Source organism: Streptomyces sp. CS113, assembly GCF_002188365.1.
Taxonomy (GTDB): Bacteria; Actinomycetota; Actinomycetes; order Streptomycetales; family Streptomycetaceae; genus Streptomyces; species Streptomyces tendae.
Genome location: NZ_KZ195574.1, coordinates 7,239,087 through 7,261,715 on the forward strand (window position 1 = coordinate 7,239,087; position 22,629 = coordinate 7,261,715).

The following is a 22,629-nucleotide window of genomic DNA, read 5'->3' on the forward strand; positions in this document are numbered from 1 at the left end:
CCGTCCTCACCCCCCACCCCTGAAAGGACACGACATGTCCGTGCTCAAGCGGGGAGCCGGAGCGCTCCTGGCCTCCCTCCTGCTGGCGGCCCTGCCCTTCACCGCCGAGGCGGCCGAGGCGACGGCCACCGCCCCCGTCCGGCCCGCCGCGTTGGCCGGGGCCACCGCCGCGACCGAGGGCGTCGCGCTCACCGGCGACCGGGCCGGGACCCCGGCGGCGGCGCGACCGGCGGAGCAGCCCTCGACCCAGCGGTCCGCGGGCGCCGCCCGGGCGAGCTGGTACTACCACATCACCGCCTCCTGCCGGGGCTACGAGAACGCCATCGTCGCCGGCGCCGACTACTGGGGCGGCGGGGTGCGCACCGCCTCCAGCGGCACCCCGGTCTCCTGCACCAACGGCTACGTGGCGGGCTGCGGCATATCCAACGCCGTCGGCTGCAACTGGAACTGGGGCGGCCGTATCGCCCTGTCCACCATGGTGCGCGACTTCGCCCTGCTCTCCGCGCACGAGTTCGGGCACAACTGGTACGACCACAGCGCCGTCGGCTGTGCGAGCTGGAACAGCCCGTACGACGTCATGAAGACGCAGATGTGCTGACGACCGCGTCGACGACCCCCGTCCGGGACCGGGCGGGGGTCACGGCCGTGCCGGGCTCACAGCCGGGCACGGCCGTGCCGGGCTCACAGCCAGCCCGCGCGCTGGGCCTGCAAGGCCAACTGGAAGCGGTTCGCCGCGCCGAGGCGGGCCATGAGGACCTGGAGCCGCCGGAACAGCGTGCGCCGGCTGATGCCCAGCGCGCGGGCGGCGACCTCGTCCGTCGCGCCACCGGCGAGCAGCCGCAGCAGGCGCCGGTCGGCCGGCGGGAGCCCGGCTGGGCGGGCCGCGGCACCGTGCAGCGGGACGGCGGCGCGCCAGGTCTGCTCGAACAGGGCCGCCAGCGCGGAGAGCAGACCGCAGGGCTGCACCACCAGCATGGTGTTGTGCACGTCGACGTCCTTGATCGACAAGGACACCAGCGCGTACGCCTCGTCGATGATCAGCAGCTTGACCGGTACCGACGGCAGCACCCTGGCCTGCTCGCCCGCCTCGACGCAGGGTTCGACGACGTGCTCGAGCTGTCCGGGCCGCTCCAGCGCCTCGCGCGCGTAGACCACGCGCTGCGTCACCCCGCGGGCCAGCGTCGCCAGGGCGTCGTCGGTCGCGCCCGGCAGGTGGACGTAGGGCGGGGACTCGAACTGCCGGATCTGCTCGCGGGCGCCGGCCCACGCCTGACGCATCCGCGGACCGATGGCCTCCCCGGTGACGACCTCGACGAGGCCGTCGTTGTAGGCGGCCAGCCGGCGGCGCCGGAACGACTCGAACGCGCCCCCGACCGCGATGCGCGACTCCTCCAGCTCGGCCGCCCGGTGCCGGGCGAGCACCTCCAGGCCCGCCGCGGGAGGTACCGGTGCCACCACGTCCGTCTCCCCGGCCGCGGCACTGGCCAGACCGGTGTCCGCAAGGGTCGCGTACGCGGCGCCGAGCCGGGCCCCGCTCAGGCCGGTCGCCGCGCCGATGGCGTCCAGCGGCGCGGGGGACAGCTCCAGCAGGGCCAGATAGACCCGGCAGGCCGTGGGGTCGAGCCCCAGTACGCGGAGGGACTCGCCGAGTTTCTCGTTCGCCATGAGGCGATTATCGGCCCGGCCGGTCCCGTGCTGGCCGATCGGTGCCACTGGCACTCCTGGGCCCCGGAGCCCGCCCCGGGGCGGTACCGTCCGTGCCGCCGCGGGGCACGGGCCCGCGGCGGCCGGGCCCGCGTACCGGCCCCTCGGCAGCCCAGCGGAAGAAGGTCCACGACGTGGCGAACCGTCGGAAGAACAGCCTGTACCCCAAGCTCTCGGCGGAGCTGTCCGCCCTGATGCGCACCGGCTGGGCGGACACGGAGCGGCACGGCCTCCAGCCCGCCGAACAGGCCCCGTACGCGGCCCGCCGCCGTGCCGCGCTCTCCGCGCGGTTCCCCGGCGAACGGCTGGTCGTCCCCTCGGGCAACCTCAAGGTCCGCTCGAACGACGACACCTACCCGTTCCGCCCCTACTCGGGCTACGTGCACATGACCGGCGACCAGGCCCGCGACGGGGCCCTGGTGCTCGAACCCCGCGCGGACGGCGGACACGACGCCTACTGCTACCAGCTGCCCCGGGACAGCCGGGACGACGACGAGTTCTGGACCGGCGCCCACGCCGAGCTGTGGACCGGCCGGCGCCGCTCGCTGGCCGAGTCGGAGCGCGTGCTGGGCCTGCCGTGCCGTGACGTGCGCACCGCGGCCGCCGACCTGGCCGCCACCCGTGGCGTGCCGACCCGGATCGTGCGCGGGGTCGACCCCGCTCTGGAGGCGGCCGTCACCACCGACGCCGAGCGCGACGCCGGGCTGGAGGACGCGCTGAGCGACCTGCGCCTGGTCAAGGACGTCTGGGAACTCGGGGAGATGCGCAAGGCGGTGGACTCCACGGTGCGCGGCTTCACCGACGTCGTGGGCGAGTTGTCCCGGGCGGTCGCCTCGTCGGAGCGGTGGCTGGAGGGCACCTTCTTCCGCCGGGCGCGCCTGGAGGGCAACGCGGTCGGATACGGCACGATCTGCGCCGCGGGCGAGCACGCCACGATCATGCACTGGACGGACAACGACGGCCCGGTCCGCCCCGGGGACCTGCTGCTCCTGGACGCCGGTGTGGAGACGCGCTCCCTCTACACCGCCGACGTCACCCGCACCCTGCCGGTCAGCGGCACCTTCACGCCCCTCCAGCGGAAGGTCTACGACGCGGTGTACGAGGCCCAGGAGGCCGGGATCGCGACGGTCAAGCCGGGTGCCGCGTACCGCGACTTCCACGAGGCCGCCCAACGCCACCTGGCGGCGCGGCTGGTGGAGTGGGGCTTCATCGAGGGCCCCGCCGAGCGGGCGTACGAGCTGGGGCTGCAACGGCGCTTCACCATGGCCGGCACCGGTCACATGCTGGGCCTGGACGTCCACGACTGCGCGCGGGCCCGCACCGAGGAGTACGTGGACGGCCTGCTGGAGCCGGGCATGTGCCTGACCGTCGAGCCGGGCCTGTACTTCCAGGCCGACGACCTGACGGTGCCCGAGGAGTGGCGTGGCATCGGCGTCCGGATCGAGGACGACCTGGTCGTCACCGAGGACGGCCACGAGAACCTGTCGGCGGGCCTGCCCCGCAGCGCGGACGAGGTCGAGGCCTGGATGGCCCGCTTCGCGGGCTGAGCCCGCACCGCGGACCAAGCGGCAGACCTCAGGGGGACGCGCGCAGGAGGTCGCGGCGGGACAGGGCACCCGTCTTCCTCAGGGCACGGGCGACGTGCTGTTCCACCGTCCGGGGCGAGAGGTGCAGCACCACCGCGATCTCACGGTTCATCAGGCCGCGCGCCGCGAGTTCCGCCACCTCGCGCTCCCTGGGGGAGAGCCGGTCGTCGAACGCGGGGCGGCCCGGCCGGCGGACCTCCGGGGGCTGGTGCGAGCGCAGCAGGGTGCGGGCCCGGGCGGCGTCGTAGACCGCGCCGAGTTCCGTGTACTGCTCGACGCAGCGCCGCAACGACGCGACGGCGTGGGCCCGCCCGCCGTCCGCGCCGTCCTCACCGGCGGTGCCGTCCACGCCGTTTCGGGCCGTCTCGTCGCGCGCACCGGAGTGGTCCGCGCCGTCGAGGAGCGAGCAGCGTGCCGCGCCCTCCGTCGTCAGGGCCCAGGCGTAGGGGCGGGACAGCTCCCGGTAGGCGTCCGCCGCCTGCCGGTACGACCCGGCCGCCTCCGGGCGGCGGCCCTCGCACTCCTCCAGCGCGGCCCGGCTCCAGGCGACGGCGGCCCGGGCGGACGGCGCGTCCTGCCCCGCCAGCCCCCGCACGAAGTCCGCGGTCATCCGACGGGCGGCCGCGGCGTCCCCCGCCCGGGCCACCGCCTCGACCGCCCAGGGGGCCAGCTCCGCCGCCCACGCCCAGATGCCCTTCTCCGCCACGGCCGTCCAGGCCGCCCGCGCCTGCTCCGCCGCGGCCGGCGGGTCGTCGCGGACTAGGGCGAGCCGGATCAACGCGCCCGCCGTGGTCGCGGCCAGCGGCATGCGGGTGCACTCCGGCGCGGGCGCGCCGAGCGCGGTGAGCCAGTGCACCGCCTGCGTCCAGTCGCCCTGCACGAAGGCCAGCATGCCCCGCACCAGGTGGGCGTCCGCCGCCACCACGGGCATGTCGGCCGTGTCCGCGACGAACCGCTCGCACCGCTCACCCAGCCCGGTCCACCGCCCGGCCCACCAGTCCAGCAGCAGCCGGGTGCCCTGCGCGGTCTGCTCGGTGTACGACGCGCCGATCCGGGCCGAGAGATCCAGTCCCGCGGACAGCAGTTCACCGCCCCACTGGTACGAGCCCCGCCACAGCGCGGCGTCCGCGGCGTTGCACAGACCCCGCGCCGCGTGCTCCCGGCAGCCGGCCGGGGGACCGTCGACGGGCAGGGCCGCCACCAGTTCCCGGGCCTGCGGGTCGCCGCAGGCGACGGCCAGGGAGGCGTGGTTGGCGGCGACGGCGGCCCGCGCCTCCTCGCTGTCGCCGGCGCGCACGAGCCCGGCGGCCCGCCGCAGCCACTCCCGGTGCCCCGCCAGCGTCCCCGTCGGCCACTCCGGCATGGCCAGCGCCACCATCGCCCGGGAGGTGAGCGCCGGACGCACCTCGCCCAGCTCCTCGACCGCCGCCTCCAGCTCGCGCATCCCGGCGGCCAGGTCCCCGACCTGGTTGGCCAGCATCAGGCCCAGGTCCAGGCGCAGCTGGCCCCGGACGTCCACCGGCAGGCCGGGGTCGCGGACGGCCTGGGTGAGCACCTCCACCGTCTGGTCCGAGCGGAGCCCGACGACGGCACTGCGGGCCAGCAGCGGCGCCAGCCGGGCCCGGTACCGCGCCGGGACCTCGGGCACCGCGAGCGTCCGCTCCAGGAGGCCGATCGCCTCCTGGTGATGTCCCGACTCCACCGCTGCCAGGGCGGCCTTCTCCACCGCCTTGAGCCAGCTCTTGCGCCGGCCTGCGGCCCCGCGGTGCCGGGCCACCTCCGCCCACGGCACCGGCCGGCGGCGGGCGAGCACCCGCGCCGCCCGCCCGTGCAACTCCTCGCGGACCGGCCCGGGCACCCGCTCGCGCACGGCCGTCGCGGCGAGCGGCACGGGGAACCCGTAGCGGCCCTGCGCCACCTCCGAGAGCGCCGCCCCGGCCAGGGCCGCGAGCAGCGCCGCCCGGCCGCGCGTGCCGTCCATGCCCGCGACGGACAGCAGTTCGTCCCGGCCGGCCGGCTCGCCCAGCACCGCGGCCGCCCACACGACGGGCCGGTCCGCGGCGGCCAGCGCGTCGGTACGGCTCAGCACCAGTTCGGCCAGCCGGACCGGAACGTCGGCCGCGTCGACGTCGGCGGCCGTGCACCGGGAGCCCCGCCCCGCACCCAGCGCGCCGAGCAGGTCCGCCACCACCTGCGGCACCCCGCCGGAACACGCGTGCAGCCGGGCGACGGCCTCGTGCGTCGCCTGCTCGCCCAGCACCTCCGAGGCGGCCCGGCGCACCCGGTCCACACCCCACGCGCGCAGCCGGTGCCGGAAGACCGCGAGACCCGGGGGATAGGAGACGGCCGGCGCGCCCAGCGGCAGACCGGCCGTGCCCACCTCCTCGGGACGGTAGGCCACCACGGCCGCCAGCCCCTCCCACGGCCGCTCCAGGACCTCGCGCAGCCACGCCCTCTCCTGCGGCGTGGCCCGGTGCGCGTCGTCGACCAGCAGCAGGGCGGGACCGGGAACCGTCTCCGGCCGCTCCTGCGCCGCACCGCACCGCCACAGGGTCCGACGGGCCTCGGCGGCCTCCGGCAAGCCGCTCAGGCCGTGCAGCGCACGAGTCTTCCCCAGGCCCGCGGAGCCCTCCACGAGAACGAGGACCGAGCCGTTCCCGCCGAGCGCCTGACGCAGAGGAGCCAGCCAGGGGGACCGTCGCACAGCGGCCATGTCGTCGACCATCGCTTTCCGTCGGCCCGCGCGGCCGAGGACACGCCACCCCGGGTGGGCGTCCTAGGCGAACGGGACGTTCTCCTTCCCCATCCTGACCACGCGGCTCCCCGCCGCGGCAAGGGCCGTTCCCGCGGGCTCCAGCACCCACCGCGTGTTCCCCAGCCGTTCCAGATCCGACGACGCGGCGGGGAGTACTCCGGCGGGAAGCGTGACGACGGCCCAGAACCGCGGTCCGGCAGGCGTGTGTTCGGTGCCGTGCGCGGTGCAGTGGGCATCGACCAGGGCGAGACCCCAGCCGTCCTCGTCGTGGGTGTCGGGGTGTGCGGTACAGACACCGGCGGGCGGCGGGGCCGTGCCGGGCACGTCGCGCACGTCGACGATGAGCTGGTCGCCGTCCACGTCGACGCCCACCGCGAGCCGCCCGGCCGGTCCGGGCGCTTCCCCGGCCGCCCGCCGTACCGCGCGGGCGAGCAACTCGCCGCAGACCACGGTGAGTGACCAGGAGGAGTCCTCGTCCAGACCGATGCCCCAGGAGAGCAGCGTCGTACCGACACGCCGACGGCCCTCGCGAACGGCGGAGGGCAGCGCGGGAAGGCGGAAGGACGCCGTACGCGACGCCGCGGGACACGGATCGAAGACCGAGTTGGCCAAGGCAGGCTCCTGGTGCGAGGAACGGCGGAAGCGGGGCACGCGCCGAGGCGTGGCCGGCCGATGCCGGCAACCTAGGGACCGCGGCCACCGCGCGTACATACGGGCACGGGCGCTACGGATACGTAAGAAAAGCATCCCGGAGCGCGTCGTTCCGGGCCCGTCTCGCCGACGGTCACCCGCGGTCACTATGCTCACTCCAGGCCCAGGGGACGTCTCCCCGCGGGGACGGCAAGGCTGAAGAGACGGGTGGCCCGCACAAGTGTTGAGAGAGGTCCTCGCGACCCGCTACATCACGCCGCTGCGTGAGGGCGGTTCGCTGCCGGGACTCGTCGAGGCCGACGACCTCGGGACCTACGTCCTGAAGTTCACCGGCGCGGGCCAGGGCCGCAAGACGCTCGTCGCCGAGGTGGTCTGCGGCGAACTCGCCCGCCGGCTGGGTTTCCGGGTGCCGCGGCTGGTGACCGTCGACCTCGACCCGGTGCTCGGACTCGGCGAACCCGACCAGCAGGTGCAGGAACTGCTCAAGTCCAGCGGCGGCACCAACCTCGGCATGGACTTCCTCTCCGGCGCCCTCGGCTTCGACCCGCTCGCCTTCGAGGTGAGCGCGGCGGAGGCCGGACGCATCGTCTGGTTCGACGCGCTGGTCAACAACGTCGACCGCTCCTGGCGCAACCCCAACCTGCTGCGCCTGCGCGGCGAGACCTGGCTCATCGACCACGGCGCCACCATGATCTGGCACCACAACTGGCCCGGTGCCGAGACCTCCGCCGCCCGCCCCTACGACGCCGCCGACCACGCTCTCGCGCGCTTCGCGCCGGACGTCCGCGCGGCCGCCGACGCGCTCGCGCCGCTGGTCACCGAGGAACTGCTGGCCGAGGTCACCGCCGAGATCCCGGACGTCTGGCTGCGGGACGAACCCGGCTTCGCCACACCCGACGACCTCCGCAGGGCCTACGCCGGGCCCCTGCTCGCGCGGGCCGCCACGATCCACGAACGCCTCAAGGGGGTGCGGTGAGCGACCGCCACGTCTTCGAGTACGCGCTGCTGCGCGTGGTGCCGCGGGTCGAGCGCGGGGAGTGCGTCAACGCCGGTGTCCTCGTCTACTGCCGCGCCAAGTCCTACGTCGGTGCCCGCACCCACCTCGACGAGGACCGGCTGCTGGCCCTGGACCCGCGGGTGGACCTGCCCGGGGTGCGCGCGGCGCTGCGCGCCGTGGAGGGCGTGTGCGCCGGAGGGGACGCGGCGGGCCAGGCGGCCGAGGACGAACCCGGCCGCCGGTTCCGCTGGCTGATCGCGCCCCGGTCGACCATCGTCCAGCCGGGCCCCGTCCACACCGGCCTCACGGCCGATCCGGCGGCCGAGACGCAACGGCTCCTCGACCTGCTGGTGCGGTAGGGGCGGGGCCCGCCCGGACGACGGGGCAGGTGCTGCCCGGGGCGTGCCTCAGGCGCGTCGGCGGCGCCTGATCACGTAACCCGCCGCGAGCGCGGCGCCGGTGACGAAGCTCAGGCCGATGCCGATGTCCCAGTCGCCTGGCCCGGTGCCCGAGGCGCCGCCGAGGCCGCCCTGGGTGCCGAGCGTCGGCGTCACGGCGGGGGAGGCCACGGGCGCCGGTGCGGTCACGGCCGGGGCCGGTGCCGTGGTGGCCGGTCGCGGCGCGGAGGTCGCGGAGATCGTCGGGGCCTGGTCCCGGCCCGGCCGTGCCGCGCCGCCCGCGCCGTCGTCCGCCTCCCGGACCCCATGGATCCCGCCCTGGTCGAAGGAGCCCTGGCCACTGGCGTGGGACTGTCCGGGCCGGTCCTGGTCGATCCGGCCCTGGCCGGTCTCGTCGGGCCGGTGCTGGCCGAGTCCGCCGCCGTCGGCGCCGTTCTCGTCCGGCCGGCCCTGGCCCGCTCCGCTCTCGTCGGGCAGGCCGCCGTCGAGTCGCCCGTCGTCGGCTCCGCCCCCGTCGAGCCGGCCGTCGTCCAGCCGTCCCTCCTCCAGCGGGGCCTCGTCGGACGGGTCTTCGTATATTCCGTCGGGGCACGAGGGGTCCGGTTCGCCCGGATCCTCGTCCAGCCCGACCGGTACCGCTTCCTGGTAGGTGAAGCTCCGGCAGTCCGACCCCGAATTCGAGTCGAGATCCTGGGCGGGTGCGGGGTTGGCCAGCGGCACGATCGCGGCGATCGCGACGGCTATGCCTGCTGCACCGGTACGACGGCGCATGGACGCCTCCTTTCCGGCCACGAGTGGCTCGCGCTTCGACGCTAGGGGCCATGCGGCCGGGCGGCCCGCAGCGCTGGGCCGATCGGGCGACCGGGGCGGGGCGGCGCACCAGCAGGGCCGGGTAATGGATCACACCGCACCGGTGTCCCGTTGACACCGGGTGCCAGGGCTTCTAGCGTCACGTCTGCGGAAGGTACTAAGCGGTCGCTCACCCGAGGGCGCACGCTCCGCACGGGCCGCATTCCCAGGACGAGGAGAAGCAGCGAATGTCCACCACTGAGCAGCGGGTCGCCGTAGTCACCGGAGCCGCGCGCGGCATCGGCGCCGCCACCGCCGTACGACTGGCCGCCGAGGGCCGCGCCGTCGCCGTCATCGACCTCGACGAGGCCGCCTGCAAGGACACCGTGGAGAAGATCACCGCGGCCGGCGGCAGGGCGATCGCGGTCGGCTGCGACGTCTCCGACGAGGCGCAGGTCGAGGCGGCCGTCGCGCGGATCGCCGAGGAGCTGGGCGCGCCGACGATCCTCGTCAACAACGCGGGCGTGCTGCGCGACAACCTGCTGTTCAAGATGAGCGTCTCCGACTGGGACACCGTCATGAACGTGCACCTGCGCGGCGCCTTCCTGATGACGAAGGCCTGCCAGAAGCACATGGTGGACGCCAAGTTCGGCCGTGTCGTCAACCTGTCCTCCTCCTCCGCCCTCGGCAACCGCGGCCAGGTCAACTACTCCGCCGCCAAGGCCGGTCTCCAGGGCTTCACCAAGACCCTCGCCAAGGAACTCGGCAAGTTCGGCGTCACTGCCAACGCCGTCGCCCCCGGCTTCATCGCCACCGAGATGACCAAGGCCACCGCCGACCGCGTCGGCATGGGCTTCGACGACTTCAAGGCCGCCGCCGCCACCCAGATCCCGGTCGCCCGCGTCGGCGAGCCCGACGACATCGCCAACGCCATCGCCTTCTTCACCGGCGAGGCGGCCGGCTTCGTCTCCGGCCAGGTGCTGTACGTGGCCGGCGGACCGCTCGACTAGGGCGCGCGGAGACCAGGAACACCGGGATTAGGGACCACTGACATGACTGAACTCCCCGCCCTCTCCGGCAAGGTAGCGCTTGTCACGGGCGCCAGCCGCGGCATCGGCTACGGCGTCGCCGAGGCGCTGGTGGCGCGCGGCGACCGGGTCTGCATCACCGGGCGCAACGAGGACGCCCTGAAGGAGGCCGTCGACAAGCTCGGCGCCGACCGGGTCATCGGCGTCGCCGGCAAGGCGCACGACGAGGCCCACCAGGCCGTCGCCGTCGAGCGCGTGATGGAGGCCTTCGGGCGCGTCGACTTCCTCGTCAACAACGCCGGCACCAACCCGGTGTTCGGACCGATCGCCGACATGGACCTGAACGTGGCGCGCAAGGTCTTCGAGACCAACGTGATCTCGGCGCTCGGCTTCGCCCAGCGCACCTGGCACGCCTGGCAGAAGGACAACGGCGGCGCGATCGTCAACATCGCCTCCGTCGCGGGCCTCTCGCCCTCGCCCTTCATCGCCGCGTACGGCGTCAGCAAGGCCGCGCTGATCAACCTCACCGCGCAACTGGCGCACGAGTTCGCACCCGGGGTGCGGGTCAACGCGATCGCCCCGGCGGTGGTGAAGACCAAGTTCGCCGCGGCGCTGTACGAGGGCCGCGAGGAGGAGGCCGCCTCGGGCTACCCGCTGGGCCGGCTCGGTGTGCCCTCCGACATCGGGGGCGCCGCCGCGTTCCTCACCTCGGAGCAGTCCGCCTGGGTCACCGGCCAGACGCTCGTCGTCGACGGCGGCATCTTCCTGAACGCCGGCGTGGCCTGATCTCGCCCACGAGGACTCCTCAAGATCGATCCCGGACACGGGCGCCGTCGACCGCAACGGCGCCCGTGTCCGCGTATCGGAGCCCGGTGCACGATGACAACGTAGTCATCCTCAAATGATCAAAACCCCTGTTCAGAAGGGGGTTCAGGGGGCGTGGCGCTGCGGTATGGTCTGCCGACCCTTGGTACGGCGGATCGAGGAGCGTGCGCGTGTTCAACCGGAAGCGAGGCCTGCGGCGGGTCGCGGCCATCGTGTCCATATCCTCACTGGTCACCGGATGCGGCATCCTGTCGTCCGACAGTTCGCAGGACGAGGAGCCGATCGTCGTGGGGACGACCAGTGCCCCCAGCACACTCGATCCGGCCGCCTCCTGGGACGGCTCCTGGGAGCTGTTCCGCAACATCTACCAGACGCTGCTCAGCTACCCCAGCGGCGCCACCGCGCCCCAGCCCGACGCCGCCGAGCAGTGCTCGTTCTCCGACAGCACGAACCGGGTGTACCGCTGCGAGCTGCGCGAGGGCCTGACCTTCTCCAACGGCGACCGACTCGACGCCGGGGCCGTCAAGTACTCGATCGACCGCATCAAGGACATCAACGTCAACGGCGGTCCGGCCGGCCTGCTCGGCAGCCTCGAACGGGTCCAGGCGCCGAGCGAGCGCGAGGTGGTCTTCCACCTCAACAAGCCCGACGCCACCTTCCCGTTCGTGCTCGCCACACCCGCCATGTCGATCGTCGCCCCCGACGACTACCCCGCGGACGCGCTGCGCGAAGGCGGCGGCGTCGTGGGGTCGGGCCCGTACGCCCTCCAGTCGTACGAGGACGGCGAACGGGCCGAACTCGTGCGCAACGACCGCTACAAGGGCTTCGCCGAACGGCAGAACAAGGCCGTGACCGTCCGGTACTTCAAGGACTCCGCCGGCATGGTGAAGGCGCTGCGCGACGGTGACATCCAGGTGACCTACCGCGGCCTCGCCGCCGACGACGTGATCACACTCCAGGGCAAGGAGGGCAAGGAGGAGGGCCTCCAGCTGGTCGAGGGCACCGGTACGGAGATCAGCTACCTCGTCTTCAACCCCGAGGACCCGTGGGCGGGGCGCAAGGAAGTGCGCCAGGCCGTAGCGCAGGTGATCGACCGGACGGTGATCGCCCACAGGATCTACCAGGACACCGTCGACCCGCTGTACTCGATGGTCCCCAAGGGCCTCACCGGCCACACCACGGGCTTCTTCGACGACTACGGCGACCCCAGCGTCCCCAAGGCCCGCGAGATCCTCCGGGACGTCGACATCACCGAGCCGGTCCCGCTCACCCTCTGGTACACCACCGACCGATACGGCTCCGAGACGGCCGAGGAGTTCGAGGAGATCAAGCGGCAGCTCGACGCCTCCGGCCTGTTCAAGGTCACTCTCAAGAGCCGCCCCTGGAAGACGTACGTCGCCGGATACCAGAAGGGCGAGTACCCGGTCTTCGGACGCGGCTGGTCCCCGGACTTCCCGGACGCGGAGAACTTCATCGCCCCCTTCGTCGGCGAGCAGAACGCGCTCGGCACGCCCTACCTCACCCCGGAGATCACCGGCAAGCTGCTGCCGCGCTCCCGCCGGGAGAGCGACCGCGCCAACGTGGAGCGGGAGTTCGAGCAGGCGCAGCAGATCATGGTGGACGACGCGCGGCTGCTGCCGCTGTGGCAGGGCAAGCAGTACGTGGCCGCCAGCACGGACATCTCGGGCGCGGAGCAGGCCCTGGACCCGTCCACGATCATGATGATGTGGCAGCTCCAGCGGAAGACGAGCTGGTAGGCGCCCCCGTTGTCAGTGGTCGGCGGTAGGTTCTTGGGCACTGGAAGACACCGCACTGCGTAAGGAAGTTGACGTGACCGACATCGCCATGCTGCCCGAGTCCTGGCGCGAGGTGCTGGGCGGCGAGCTGCAACAGCCCTACTTCAAGGAGCTGATGGAGTTCGTCGAGGAGGAGCGGGCGAACGGCCCCGTCTACCCGCCGCGCGAGGAGGTCTTCGCCGCGCTGGAGGCCACCCCGTTCGACCGGGTGAAGGTGCTGGTCCTCGGCCAGGACCCGTACCACGGCGAGGGCCAGGGACACGGGCTGTGCTTCTCGGTCCGGCCGGGCGTGAAGGTCCCGCCGTCCCTGCGCAACATCTACAAGGAGATGCACGCGGAGCTGGACACCCCGATCCCGGACAACGGCTATCTGATGCCGTGGGCGAAGCAGGGCGTCCTGCTGCTCAACGCGGTCCTCACGGTCCGGGCCGGCGAGGCGAACTCGCACAAGGCCCGCGGCTGGGAGCTGTTCACCGACGCCGTGATCCGCGCGGTGGCCGCCCGGACCGACCCGGCGGTGTTCGTGCTGTGGGGCAACTACGCGCAGAAGAAGCTGCCGCTGATCGACGAGTCGCGGCACGCCGTGGTCAAGGGGGCGCACCCGTCCCCGCTGTCCGCGAAGAAGTTCTTCGGCTCCCGGCCCTTCACGCAGATCAACGAGGCGGTCGCCGGGCAGGGCCACGAGCCGATCGACTGGACCATCCCGAACCTGGGCTGAGCGGGTCCGGTCCCGGGCCGGTCCGCCGCCGGCCGGCCCGCGCCCGCCCCGGTGCCGCCTGACGGGCAAAGCGGACGCGTGCGGTTAGCGTCGTCGGGACAGCCGACGAGGGCACGGAGGACGCGGTGGCGAAGGGACAGGAGCAGGCGGCGCCGGATGCCGTGCTGACGCGGATCGGCCAGGTCGCCATGCTGCATCACGCGGGCGACCGCGAGGAGGCCCGGAACCGCTTCCTCTCCCTGTGGGCGGAGATCGGCGAGCACGGCGACGCCCTGCACCGCTGCACGCTGGCCCACTACCTGGCCGACACCCAGGACGACCCCGAGGAGGAGCTGGCCTGGGACCTGCGGGCCCTGTCCGCCGCCGAGGAGCTGACGGAGGACCTGCTCGCCGACCGGCACGAGGGCACGCCCGCCGCCCGCGCCCTCTACCCCTCCCTCCACCTGAACGTGGCGGCGGACTACGACCGGCTCGGTCACCGCGAGGCCGCCCGGCTGCACCTGCGGCGCGCCCGCGCCGCGGCCCGGTCCCTCGCCCCCGGCCGCTACGGGGAGGGCGTACGCGCCTCGATCGACCGCCTGGAGCTGCGCCTCGACGGCGCCGACCGGGGCACGCGCGGGCCCGACGGCCCCGAGGGGTGGGGCCGCCCGCCGCGGCAGCGGCCCTAGGCCGAGTCAGCGGCCGTACGCGTCCTCGCAGATGCGGGCCTCGGGGCTGCCCGGCCGCCAGCCCCCGTACTGCTTGCCGAGGGAGCACACGTCCGCCTTGCCGCCGGTGCGGTCGCCGGACGGGCCGGGCAGATCCGGCACCCGGGGCCGCGGCGCCGCGGGCGCACGGGTGTGCTCCGGTGCCGCCGGACGGGCGGGCCGCTGCTCGGGGGCGCGGGCGGCCGGGGGACGGTGCGGCGCGGACGGGGCCACCGGGGGCCGCGTACGGCGCTGCGCGTCGTCGGCACGCTCCGGGGACGGGGAGGGGGAGGGGCCGATCATCTCCAGCGCCTCCCGGGCCGGGGCCTGAACGACCCGGGGCGCGGCCGGGCCGTCCGGGCGCGGCGCGGACGAGCGGGCGCCCGCCGCCGACGGGTCGGCCGCGGCCGGGCCCCGGACCGTCGTACAACCGGTCAGGGCCGAGACAGCCACGGTCACCAGAAGCGTTGCGGTGGTCGTCGTTCGATGCACCCGCGCCACTCTGCTGCGTCGGGACCTCCGGCCGGTGCCCGACGAGCGGAGGTTGCCCCGCACGGGTGATCTCCGGCCCCGTACGGAGGCCCTGGGGCGGCCGGAGGTGACGTCAGTCCCCGGTGGCTCCGTCCAGGCGCTCGCGGATCAGGTCCGCGTGCCCGTTGTGGCGGGCGTACTCCTCGATCATGTGGGTGTGGATCCAGCGCAGGGTGTAGCGCTCACCGGTGCGCAGGTGCCTGCCCCGGGTCGGTTCGCCCAGGGGGACGCCGGCCGCGTTGCGCCGGGCCGCCTCGATCTCGGCCTGCCAGGTGGCGCGGGCCTCGGCGAAGGTGTCCGACGCGGTGAGCCGGAACTCGCCGTCCGGGTCCTCGTCCGAGTAGTAGATCGGGCCCGCGTCCTCGGCCGCCAGCACCCGGCGGTACCAGCTGCGCTCCACCTCCGCCATGTGCCGGACCAGTCCCATCAGGGACAGCGTCGACGGTGCCACGGCGGCCGTCCTCAACTGCTCGTCGGTGAGCCCCTCGCACTTCCAGTCGAGGGTCTGCCGGTGGTACTCGAGCCAGCCCTCCAGCATGGCGCGTTCGTCGGCGTCGGTCGGGGGTTCGCGGCGTTCGGTCGTCATCCCGGCATCCTCGCCCAGACCGGCCGGTCCCCACCAGGAGTTTTCAGCTCGACGGCCGGCCGCCCAGCATGCCGTCCAGCAACTCCCGCAGCCCCGACCGCACCTCCTTCGGGCTCGGCACCTCGGCGTGGAAGGTCCCGGCCACACAGCTGAACATCAGGCCGTCCGCCCAGGCGACCAGCGAGAGCACGTGCCGGTCCGGGTCGGTCGAGCCCATCGCGGTGACGAGGGCCCCGAGTTGTTCGCGGAAGCGGCCGCCCGCCGCGTCGAAGTGCGCCCGCAGCTCCGGTCGGCGGGTGGCCTCCAGCGCCAGCTCGTACCGGGCCAGCGTCAGCGCGCGGTTGCCGGTCAGGGCGCGGTGCGTCGCCAGCGCCAGCGCGTCCACCAGGGCGGTGAGGCCGGCGCGCGGGTCCGGCATCTCGTGCAGCGCCAGCACTTTGGACTCCCGGTCGGCCAGGCGCCGCACCGCCAGCTCCAGCAGCGCCTGCCGGGTCCGCGCGACGTTGGACGTGGAGCCCTGCGGGAGTGCGGCCCGCTCGTCGACCGCCCGGTGTGTGAGTCCGCGCATCCCGCGCTCGGCGAGCAGGGCCAGGGCGGCGTCGGCGACCAGATTGGCGCGGGAGGCTCCCGCCGGGGGGACGGGGGGCGCGGTGTGTGCGGACATGGAGATCAACCTACCTGCCTCACTACGGCTGTAGTACAGTCGGCGGCAGGGCTCACTACATCTGTAGTTCCCCGGTGCCGAAGAGGGGCGCGTCGAAAAGAGTCGCGTCGAACACGGGCGTCTCGAACAGGGGCGCGTCCAAGAGAGTCCCGTCGAAGAGAAGGCCGAGGACAGTCATGACACGCACGAGGAGCGCCGTCGTGATCGGCGGCGGCATCGGCGGCCTCACCGCGGCGGCCGCCCTGCACCGGAGCGGCCTGCGGGTCACCGTCCTGGAGCGCGCCCCCTCGCTCCGCCCGATCGGCGCGGCCATCTCGCTGTCGCCCAACGCCCTGCGCGCCCTGGACGTGATCGGCCTCGGCGACGAGATCCGCGACCTCGCCGCCTGGCAGGGCGACGGAGGACTGCGCACCCCCGGTGGACGCTGGCTCTCCCGGTCCAGCGCCGAAGCGGCGACGGCACGCTTCGGCGGTCCGCTGGTGCTGCTGCACCGGTCCACCCTCATCGGCAGCCTCGCCGCGCTGCTGCCGCCGGACGCGGTCCGCACGGCCGCCGACGCGACGGTCGCCGACCCCGGGGACCGCGATCGTCCGGCCATCGTCCGCACTCCCGGCGGCCGGCTGGAGGCCGACCTGGTGGTCGCGGCCGACGGCATCCACTCGGTGGTGCGCCGTGCGCTCTTCCCGGACCACCCGGGTCCCGTCTACTCCGGCTTCACCACCTGGCGGACGGTGATACCCGTGCCGGGCGTCGAGTTCGCCTCCCACGAGACCTGGGGCCGGGGCCGCATCTGGGGCACGCATCCGCTCAAGGACGGCCGGGTCTACGCCTACGCCGCCGCCGTCGCCCCGGCCGGCCAACACGTGGCCGACGAGCGCGCCGAACTGCTGCACCGCTACGGCGACTGGCACGACCCGATCCCCGCCGTCCTGGCCGCCGCCCGCCCCGAGGACGTCCTGCGCCACGACGTGCACCACATCGCCGAACCGCTGCCGGCCTACCACCGCGGCCGGGTCGCCCTCCTCGGGGACGCCGCGCACGCGATGCCGCCCAACCTCGGCCAGGGCGGCAACCAGGCCATCGAGGACGCGGTCGTGCTCGCCCACCACAGCCGGGACCTCGCCGCCTACTCGGCCGCCCGGCTGCCCCGCACCACCGCGATCGCCCGGCAGGCCGTCAAGGTGGCCCGCCTCAACCTGATGAGCAACCGCGCCGGGATCGCGGTCCGCGACGCCGCGATTCTCGCCCTGTCCAAGGCCGGACCGGCCCTGTTCCTGCGCGGCTTCGACGGCATCGCCGACTGGCGGCCCCCGCAGCCCCCGTATGCTTCCCGGCGGACCCAGGTCGGCGAGCGTTACGAGCGTTAGAGGAGCACATCCCGTGAAGGTCGGCTGCATCGGACTCGGCGACATCGCGCAGAAGGCCTACCTGCCGGTGATCACCGCCCTGCCCGGGATCGAACCCCACGTGCAGACCCGGACCCCCGCCACCCTCACCCGGGTCGCGGACCGGCTGCGCATCCCGCCGGCGCAGCGCCACGCCGACCTCGACGCGCTCCTCGCCCAGGGCCTGGACGCCGCCTTCGTGCACGCGCCGACCGCCGCCCACCCCGAGATCGTGGCCCGGCTGCTGGACGCCGGCGTCCCCACCTACGTCGACAAGCCCCTGGCCTACGAACTCGCCGACTCCGAACGCCTGGTGGCCCTCGCCGAGGAGCGCGGCACCAGCCTCGCCGTCGGCTTCAACCGGCGCCACGCCCCCGGGTACGCGCAGTGCGCCGAGCACCCGCGCGAGCTGATCCTGATGCAGAAGAACCGCACCGGCCTGCCCGAGGACCCGCGCACGATGATCCTCGACGACTTCATCCACGTCGTCGACACGCTGAGGTTCCTGGTGCCGGGACCGGTCGACGACGTGACCGTGCGCGCCCGGACCGAGGGCGGCCTGCTCCACCACGTCGTGCTCCAGCTCGCCGGGGACGGCTTCACCGCACTCGGCGTCATGAACCGGCTCAGCGGCTCGGCCGAGGAGATCCTGGAGGTGTCGGGCCAGGACACCAAGCGCCAGGTGGTCAACCTCGCCGAGGTGATCGACCACAAGGGCCAGCCGACCGTCCGGCGGCGCGGCGACTGGGTGCCCGTGGCCCGCCAGCGGGGCATCGAGCAGGCAGTGCTCGCCTTCCTCGACGCGGTGCGCGCCGGCCGGGTGCTCAGCGCCCGGGACGCGCTGGAGACCCATGAGCTGTGCGAGCGGGTGGTGCGGGCCGTGCAGGGCGGCCCCGCCTGAACCGCACCGCCCCGACGCCCTCGGCGGCGCCCCAGACAGCGAGGACTCCCAGCGCCGCGTACACCGTCCAGTCGCCGTAGCGGACGTACGGCGTGCTGCCGTGGGTGACGGGGACCTCGAACACCCGTGACGCGCTCGCGTCGGTGCCGAGCCAGGAGCCGATCCGCGCGCCGTTCGCGTCGTAGACGGCGGAGACGCCGGTCAGCGTCGCGTGCACCATCGGCCGGCCGGTCTCGGCGGCGCGCAGCGCGGCCAGCGAGGCGTGCTGCTCGGGGGCCCAGGTGTGCTGGAAGGTCGAGGTCGAGGACTGGGCGACCAGCACCTCGGCTCCGTCGGCGACGAGGCTGCGGCTCATGTCGGGGAACGCGCTCTCGAAGCAGACCATCGGCCCGATCCGCAGGCCGTCGCCGACGTCCATCAGCACCTGCTCGGTGCCCTGCCTGCGGTCCTCACCCGCCGCCTTGCCCACGGAGGTGGCCCAGCCGAGCACCGAGCGGAAGGGCACGTACTCGCCGAAGGGGACGAGCCGCATCTTGTCGTACCGGTCGCCGGTCGGCCCCTCGGGTCCGACGAGCACCGAACTCTTGTAGATGCCGGGTTTGTCGGAGCGCCGCGCGTCCACGTTGACCAGGATGTCCGCGCCGGTCTCCCGGGAGAGCGCGGCCAGCCGCCGGGCGAGGTCCGGCCGGTCGTCCAGGTCGAAGCCGACGCTGCTCTCGCCCCAGACGATCAGGTCGAGGTCCCGGTCCGCGAGCCGCCGGGTCAGCTGCTCCTCGCGGTCGAACCGCCGGTCGGCGCTGTCCGCGCCGGCGACGACGCCGGGCTGCACCACGGCGATCGCGGCCCGCTCGTCGGTGTCGGGGCGCGGCGACCAGACCCAGGCGGCCGAGGTGGCCGCGGCCGTCGCGACGAGTCCCGCCAGGGCCGGCACCCTCGCCCGGCGCACGGCGACGAGAACGGCGAGGGCGACGTTGACGGCCACCACCAGGAAGCTGAGCAGCCACACGCCGCCCACCGAGGCGAGCCGCAGCGCCGGGGCCACCTGCCACTGACTGGCACCGAGCATCCCCCAGGGGCCGCCGAGCCCCTGCCAGGAGCGGACCAGCTCCGCCAGCAGCCAGCCCGAGGGCAGCACCACCAGGGCCGCCGCGACCCGGCCGGCGGACGGCGACCCGCCCAGGGTGCGGTGCACCAGCCAGCCCCAGGGGACCCACAGCGCGCCGAGCAGCGCGGCGATGACGAACGTGAAGACGTGCAGGTTGGGCAGCAGCCAGTGGTGCATGGCCAGCACGAACCCGAACCCGCCGCACCACCCGTCGTACGCCGCCCGCCTGCCGCCCGGCGCGGTCCGGGCCAGCAGGACCCAGGGGACCAGCGCGAACCAGGCCCACCACCACAGGGCGGGCCCGGGGAAGGCGAGCACGGGCAGGGCCCCGGCGAGCACGGCGACGGCCGAGCGCCGCCACGGGGAGGCGAGCCAGTGGTCGAGCGTCTTCATGGACTCCTCCCTACTGATGGTCCCTACCCGTTGGTTCCCCCAGTGTGCCCACGCGACGAGGGCGATTTCAGTTGATCACACCGAAGCCTGTCCGGCGCGTGAACCCGCGCGTAGCATGATCGATGATCGATCAAATACCGGGAGGTACCTCATGACACGACCCATCACGGTGGTCACCGGCGGCAGCCGGGGGATCGGTGCGGCGACCTGTCTGCGCCTCGCGGCGGACGGGCACGACGTCGTCGTGGGCTACGCACGCGACTCCGCGGCCGCCGAGACGGTCGTGGCGGGGGTGCGTGCCGCGGGCGGCCGCGGGGTCGCGGTGCGGGCGGACACGTCCGTCGAGGCCGACGCCGAGCGGCTCTTCGACGTGGCGGAGGAGCGGCTGGGCCCGGTGACGGGGCTGGTGAACAACGCGGCCGTGACCGGCCCGCTGGGACGGCTCGCCGACAGCGACACCGCGGACCTGCGCCGGGTCCTCGACGTCAACCTGCTCGGCGTGCTGCTGTGCGCCCGGCGGGCCGCGCGGCTGATGACGCCGCGGGGCAGCGGCGCGATCGTGAACGTGTCCTCGGGCGCCGCGACCCTCGGCAGCCCGGGGGAGTACGTGCACTACGCGGCGAGCAAGGCCGGTGTCGACGCGCTGACGCTGGGCCTGGCCAAGGAACTCGGCCCGGACGGGATCCGGGTCAACGCCGTCGCACCCGGGGTGATCGACACCGAGATGCACGCGGCGGCGGGCGATGCCGGCCGGGCCGCGCGGATGGGGGCGGCGGTGCCGATGGGGCGTGCGGGCCGCGCGGAGGAGATCGCCGCGGCGATCTCCTGGCTGCTGTCGCCCGAGGCGTCGTACACGACGGGGACGGTGCTCCGGGTGGCGGGCGGACGCTGAACGGCGCTCGGGACCGGGCCGTCTCCGCAGCGGGGCGGCCCGCGCGGCGGCCCCCGTGGATCAGGCCGCCTCGAGCAGCCCCGGTGGCTCAGGCCGCCTCGATGACCTCGCCGCGGATCGCGGTCGCCCACTCGACCACCAGCAGCTCGTACTCCACGCGCTCCTGCGCGGACAGGGTCCCGCCCGCGCGCCGCCACAGCGCCCGGATCTGATCGTTCAGGTCCGCGGCGGACCGCACGGAACCAGGCGTCACGTAATCGGGGGACATGCGGACAAGCCTAGGGGCAAGCACTGACACTGCGCTACCGGACGGCTACACAAGCCGTTCGCCTCAGCCGGCGGACCTCACCGCGCACAGCACTCGATGATCCGGACGGCAGCCCCCGGGCTACTTGCCGTCCAGGTGTGTGGTCAGGCGCGACAGCAGAGGCAGCGCCGCCTCAAGCGTCTTTCGTTCGTCGGAACCGAGGACATCGTTGATCGCGGCGCCGAGCCAGTCGGCACGCCTCCGGCGCTCCTCGGCCAGACGGTCACTTCCCGCCGGCGTGAGATGAAGCAACAGCTTGCGCCCGTCGCTGGGGTGTGCCTCGGCCTGCACGAGGCCCTGAGTCAGGAGTTCCTTGACCGCCTTGGCAGCCGACTGATGACTGACTCCCCGCTGTTGCGCGATGTCGGCGGTGGTCAGCGGGCCGCCGCGGTCCAGGTAGCCCAGGACCGCGGCCTCGCCGGGCGGCATCTTGTCGGCAGTGCGCACCGTGCGTACGAGCCGTCCGATCGTCAGGCGAAGTTCTTCAGCCAACTGATTCTCGTCCATGGGGTCAGGTTACCCGCGCCCATCAACCAAACTGTACACCTTGGCTCCATTGTTTCCCTGGCGTTGCAGGAGCAGGTCGCAGGTGATCCCCACGGTTCGATATGTAGTCATGCTGTACAGTTTGGTTGTAGAAAGTGGTCGGCTCGGAAAGGACCCACCGTGAAGCTCACCAAGCACGCCCATGCCTGCGTCACCCTCGAGAAGGACGGCACCCGCCTGGTCATCGACCCCGGTACCTTCACCCCGGACGCGGCAGAAGCCGTCACCCGGGCTCATGCCGTCCTGATCACCCACGAACACTTCGACCACTTCGACGCGGAGCTCGTCGCCACTGCTCTCGAAGCCCGGACCGGGTTGCAGGTCTACGGCACGGCTGCTGTCGCGGACGCCCTCGGCAGCCACGACGGCCGCGTTCACGCCGTCGCCGCGGGCGACACCTTCAGCGTCGGTTCCATCACCGTCACCGTCCACGGCCACCGCCACGCGCTGATCCACGCCGACATCCCGTGCCCCGACAATGTCGGCTACCTCCTCGATGACGGAGCCGTCTACCACCCCGGCGACGCCTACTTCGCGCCCGACGCTCCCGTACGCACCCTCTTGCTGCCGACCAGCGGCCCATGGACCAAGCTCGGTGAAGCCGCCGACTACGTCCGCGCAGTCGGGCCCGAGCGCATCATCCAGATCCACGAACTCATGCTCAGCGACCTCGGCCAGCACTCCACCGCCAGTCTCCTCGGCGAGAAGGGCCTCACCGGCACCCCGATCGACCTCCTCGAGCCCGGTGCCACCGTCCAGCTGTAGGGCCGAACCGGGATCCCGCGACACGATCGCGCTGCCTCGCATCAGCGAGCGCCATGATGGAGCGGGGAATACCCGTATCCCTGGATCCCTTGTTGGTGATCATGCGCATCCTCCGTACCTTCGCCCGCGCCTACGCCAACGACCTGGATGCGGTGCTGGCTTCGCTCGCCACGGTCACGGGTGAGCCGATCAGCACCCGCTTCACGATGCCGAACGGCTTGGAGTTGGCTACCGTCGGCCGGGTGTTGGTGGTGGCGGGCGATGATCGGGTGCTGAAGCCGTACAGGGCGACAGTGGCCACGCTCATCATTGATGACCTCGACGAGTGCCATGCGCTGCTCACCCGGACCGGAGCGCAGATCGTGCGTGGTCCGCAAGTCGTTCCCACTGGCAGGAACCTGACTGCGAAGCTGCCAGGTGGCGTCCAGATCGAATACGTGGAGTGGGACGAGGCCCAGTGGGGACGTGCCGGAGGCCGACCGCTCTAGGGCAGCTCCTTCCTGAGCCCGGCGCCGGCGAGGCAGCCCGTCGCGCTCGCCCGCGCCGGCCTCGGAATGTCAGGAGCGCGCGGGTTTCCCCGGGAGAAGCTGTCGGACGCTTGCGGCGATGCGGGCAGGTGTC

At 73.7% G+C, this 22,629-nt stretch carries 24 protein-coding genes; 14 read left to right on the plus strand and 10 right to left on the minus strand.

Annotated elements, in window-relative coordinates; translation table 11 throughout:
- Positions 1-34 precede the first annotated feature (34 nt).
- Positions 35-598 (plus strand): hypothetical protein, encoded by a 564-nt coding sequence (locus tag B9W62_RS32595; RefSeq protein ID WP_087810503.1) that lies wholly within the window; start codon positions 35-37, stop codon positions 596-598.
- Between the two features lie 83 nt (positions 599-681).
- On the opposite strand, the gene B9W62_RS32600 is transcribed toward B9W62_RS32595, so the two are convergent.
- The gene (locus B9W62_RS32600) at positions 682-1,665 is read right to left on the minus strand and encodes a LuxR family transcriptional regulator (RefSeq protein WP_179235788.1); all 984 of its coding nucleotides are present in this window, start codon (positions 1,663-1,665) and stop codon (positions 682-684) included.
- A gap of 173 nt (positions 1,666-1,838) precedes the next feature.
- Between B9W62_RS32600 and B9W62_RS32605 the strand changes: the two genes are divergently transcribed.
- The gene (locus B9W62_RS32605) at positions 1,839-3,251 is read left to right on the plus strand and encodes an aminopeptidase P family protein (RefSeq protein ID WP_087810505.1); all 1,413 of its coding nucleotides are present in this window, start codon (positions 1,839-1,841) and stop codon (positions 3,249-3,251) included.
- Between the two features lie 28 nt (positions 3,252-3,279).
- On the opposite strand, the gene B9W62_RS32610 is transcribed toward B9W62_RS32605, so the two are convergent.
- Positions 3,280-6,003: a helix-turn-helix transcriptional regulator gene (locus B9W62_RS32610; RefSeq protein WP_256976659.1), complete on the minus strand. Its 2,724-nt coding sequence runs from the start codon at positions 6,001-6,003 to the stop codon at positions 3,280-3,282.
- Between the two features lie 63 nt (positions 6,004-6,066).
- Entirely contained in the window at positions 6,067-6,657 is a 591-nt protein-coding gene (locus tag B9W62_RS32615) for an ATP-binding protein (protein WP_256976660.1), read from the minus strand.
- Positions 6,658-6,916: 259 nt separating this feature from the next.
- Between B9W62_RS32615 and B9W62_RS32620 the strand changes: the two genes are divergently transcribed.
- Together B9W62_RS32620 and B9W62_RS32625 are read left to right on the plus strand one after the other, a co-directional pair.
- Positions 6,917-7,672 carry a HipA family kinase gene (locus B9W62_RS32620; RefSeq protein WP_087810508.1) on the plus strand — a complete coding sequence of 252 codons (756 nt, stop codon included), beginning with the start codon at positions 6,917-6,919 and terminating at the stop codon, positions 7,670-7,672.
- Positions 7,669-8,052: a DUF3037 domain-containing protein gene (locus B9W62_RS32625; RefSeq protein WP_087810509.1), complete on the plus strand. Its 384-nt coding sequence runs from the start codon at positions 7,669-7,671 to the stop codon at positions 8,050-8,052. Before B9W62_RS32620 ends, B9W62_RS32625 begins: the two co-directional genes overlap by 4 nt.
- A 48-nt stretch (positions 8,053-8,100) precedes the next feature.
- On the opposite strand, the gene B9W62_RS32630 is transcribed toward B9W62_RS32625, so the two are convergent.
- Positions 8,101-8,862 (minus strand): hypothetical protein, encoded by a 762-nt coding sequence (locus B9W62_RS32630; protein WP_087810510.1) that lies wholly within the window; start codon positions 8,860-8,862, stop codon positions 8,101-8,103.
- 266 nt (positions 8,863-9,128) lie between these two features.
- On the opposite strand from B9W62_RS32630, the gene fabG reads away from it, so the two are divergent.
- From fabG to B9W62_RS32655, 5 genes are all read left to right on the plus strand, one after another.
- Positions 9,129-9,890, plus strand: a complete 762-nt coding sequence (fabG, locus tag B9W62_RS32635) for a 3-oxoacyl-ACP reductase FabG (RefSeq protein ID WP_087810511.1) — start codon at positions 9,129-9,131, stop codon at positions 9,888-9,890.
- Positions 9,891-9,932: 42 nt separating this feature from the next.
- Entirely contained in the window at positions 9,933-10,694 is a 762-nt protein-coding gene (locus tag B9W62_RS32640; RefSeq protein WP_087810512.1) for an SDR family oxidoreductase, read from the plus strand.
- Between the two features lie 209 nt (positions 10,695-10,903).
- Positions 10,904-12,490, plus strand: coding sequence for an ABC transporter substrate-binding protein (locus B9W62_RS32645; RefSeq protein ID WP_179235789.1), 1,587 nt, complete (start codon positions 10,904-10,906; stop codon positions 12,488-12,490).
- A 73-nt stretch (positions 12,491-12,563) separates the two neighbouring features.
- The gene (gene ung / locus B9W62_RS32650; protein WP_087810514.1) at positions 12,564-13,247 is read left to right on the plus strand and encodes a uracil-DNA glycosylase; all 684 of its coding nucleotides are present in this window, start codon (positions 12,564-12,566) and stop codon (positions 13,245-13,247) included.
- A gap of 125 nt (positions 13,248-13,372) precedes the next feature.
- A complete protein-coding gene (locus tag B9W62_RS32655; RefSeq protein WP_087810515.1) occupies positions 13,373-13,915 on the plus strand; it encodes a hypothetical protein in 543 nt (180 codons plus the stop codon).
- A 6-nt stretch (positions 13,916-13,921) separates the two neighbouring features.
- Here the strand turns inward: B9W62_RS32655 and B9W62_RS32660 are convergent, their stop codons facing one another.
- The 3 genes from B9W62_RS32660 to B9W62_RS32670 form a co-directional block, all read right to left on the minus strand.
- Positions 13,922-14,434, minus strand: coding sequence for a hypothetical protein (locus tag B9W62_RS32660; protein WP_087810516.1), 513 nt, complete (start codon positions 14,432-14,434; stop codon positions 13,922-13,924).
- Positions 14,435-14,537: 103 nt separating this feature from the next.
- Positions 14,538-15,050, minus strand: a complete 513-nt coding sequence (locus tag B9W62_RS32665; protein WP_087810517.1) for a DinB family protein — start codon at positions 15,048-15,050, stop codon at positions 14,538-14,540.
- Between the two features lie 43 nt (positions 15,051-15,093).
- Entirely contained in the window at positions 15,094-15,714 is a 621-nt protein-coding gene (locus tag B9W62_RS32670; protein WP_087810518.1) for a TetR/AcrR family transcriptional regulator, read from the minus strand.
- A gap of 74 nt (positions 15,715-15,788) precedes the next feature.
- On the opposite strand from B9W62_RS32670, the gene B9W62_RS32675 reads away from it, so the two are divergent.
- The gene (locus tag B9W62_RS32675; RefSeq protein WP_373433717.1) at positions 15,789-17,081 is read left to right on the plus strand and encodes an FAD-dependent monooxygenase; all 1,293 of its coding nucleotides are present in this window, start codon (positions 15,789-15,791) and stop codon (positions 17,079-17,081) included.
- Positions 17,082-17,094: 13 nt separating this feature from the next.
- Positions 17,095-18,000 carry a Gfo/Idh/MocA family protein gene (locus B9W62_RS32680; protein ID WP_087810520.1) on the plus strand — a complete coding sequence of 302 codons (906 nt, stop codon included), beginning with the start codon at positions 17,095-17,097 and terminating at the stop codon, positions 17,998-18,000.
- On the opposite strand, the gene lnt is transcribed toward B9W62_RS32680, so the two are convergent.
- A complete protein-coding gene (lnt, locus tag B9W62_RS32685; RefSeq protein WP_087810521.1) occupies positions 17,924-19,498 on the minus strand; it encodes an apolipoprotein N-acyltransferase in 1,575 nt (524 codons plus the stop codon). The two genes, B9W62_RS32680 and lnt, sit on opposite strands and share 77 nt — an antisense overlap.
- Before the next feature lie 151 nt (positions 19,499-19,649).
- On the opposite strand from lnt, the gene B9W62_RS32690 reads away from it, so the two are divergent.
- Positions 19,650-20,390, plus strand: coding sequence for an SDR family NAD(P)-dependent oxidoreductase (locus B9W62_RS32690; protein ID WP_087810522.1), 741 nt, complete (start codon positions 19,650-19,652; stop codon positions 20,388-20,390).
- A gap of 88 nt (positions 20,391-20,478) precedes the next feature.
- On the opposite strand, the gene B9W62_RS32695 is transcribed toward B9W62_RS32690, so the two are convergent.
- Positions 20,479-20,658, minus strand: a complete 180-nt coding sequence (locus B9W62_RS32695; RefSeq protein WP_087810523.1) for a hypothetical protein — start codon at positions 20,656-20,658, stop codon at positions 20,479-20,481.
- 120 nt (positions 20,659-20,778) lie between these two features.
- Positions 20,779-21,204, minus strand: a complete 426-nt coding sequence (locus B9W62_RS32700) for a MarR family winged helix-turn-helix transcriptional regulator (protein WP_087810524.1) — start codon at positions 21,202-21,204, stop codon at positions 20,779-20,781.
- A gap of 159 nt (positions 21,205-21,363) precedes the next feature.
- Here B9W62_RS32700 and B9W62_RS32705 point away from each other — a divergent pair, with 159 nt between their 5' ends.
- On the plus strand, positions 21,364-22,008 hold the full coding sequence (locus tag B9W62_RS32705) for an MBL fold metallo-hydrolase (RefSeq protein WP_087810525.1): 645 nt from the start codon (positions 21,364-21,366) through the stop codon (positions 22,006-22,008).
- 101 nt (positions 22,009-22,109) lie between these two features.
- Positions 22,110-22,496: a hypothetical protein gene (locus B9W62_RS32710; RefSeq protein ID WP_087812199.1), complete on the plus strand. Its 387-nt coding sequence runs from the start codon at positions 22,110-22,112 to the stop codon at positions 22,494-22,496.
- Positions 22,497-22,629: the final 133 nt, after the last annotated feature.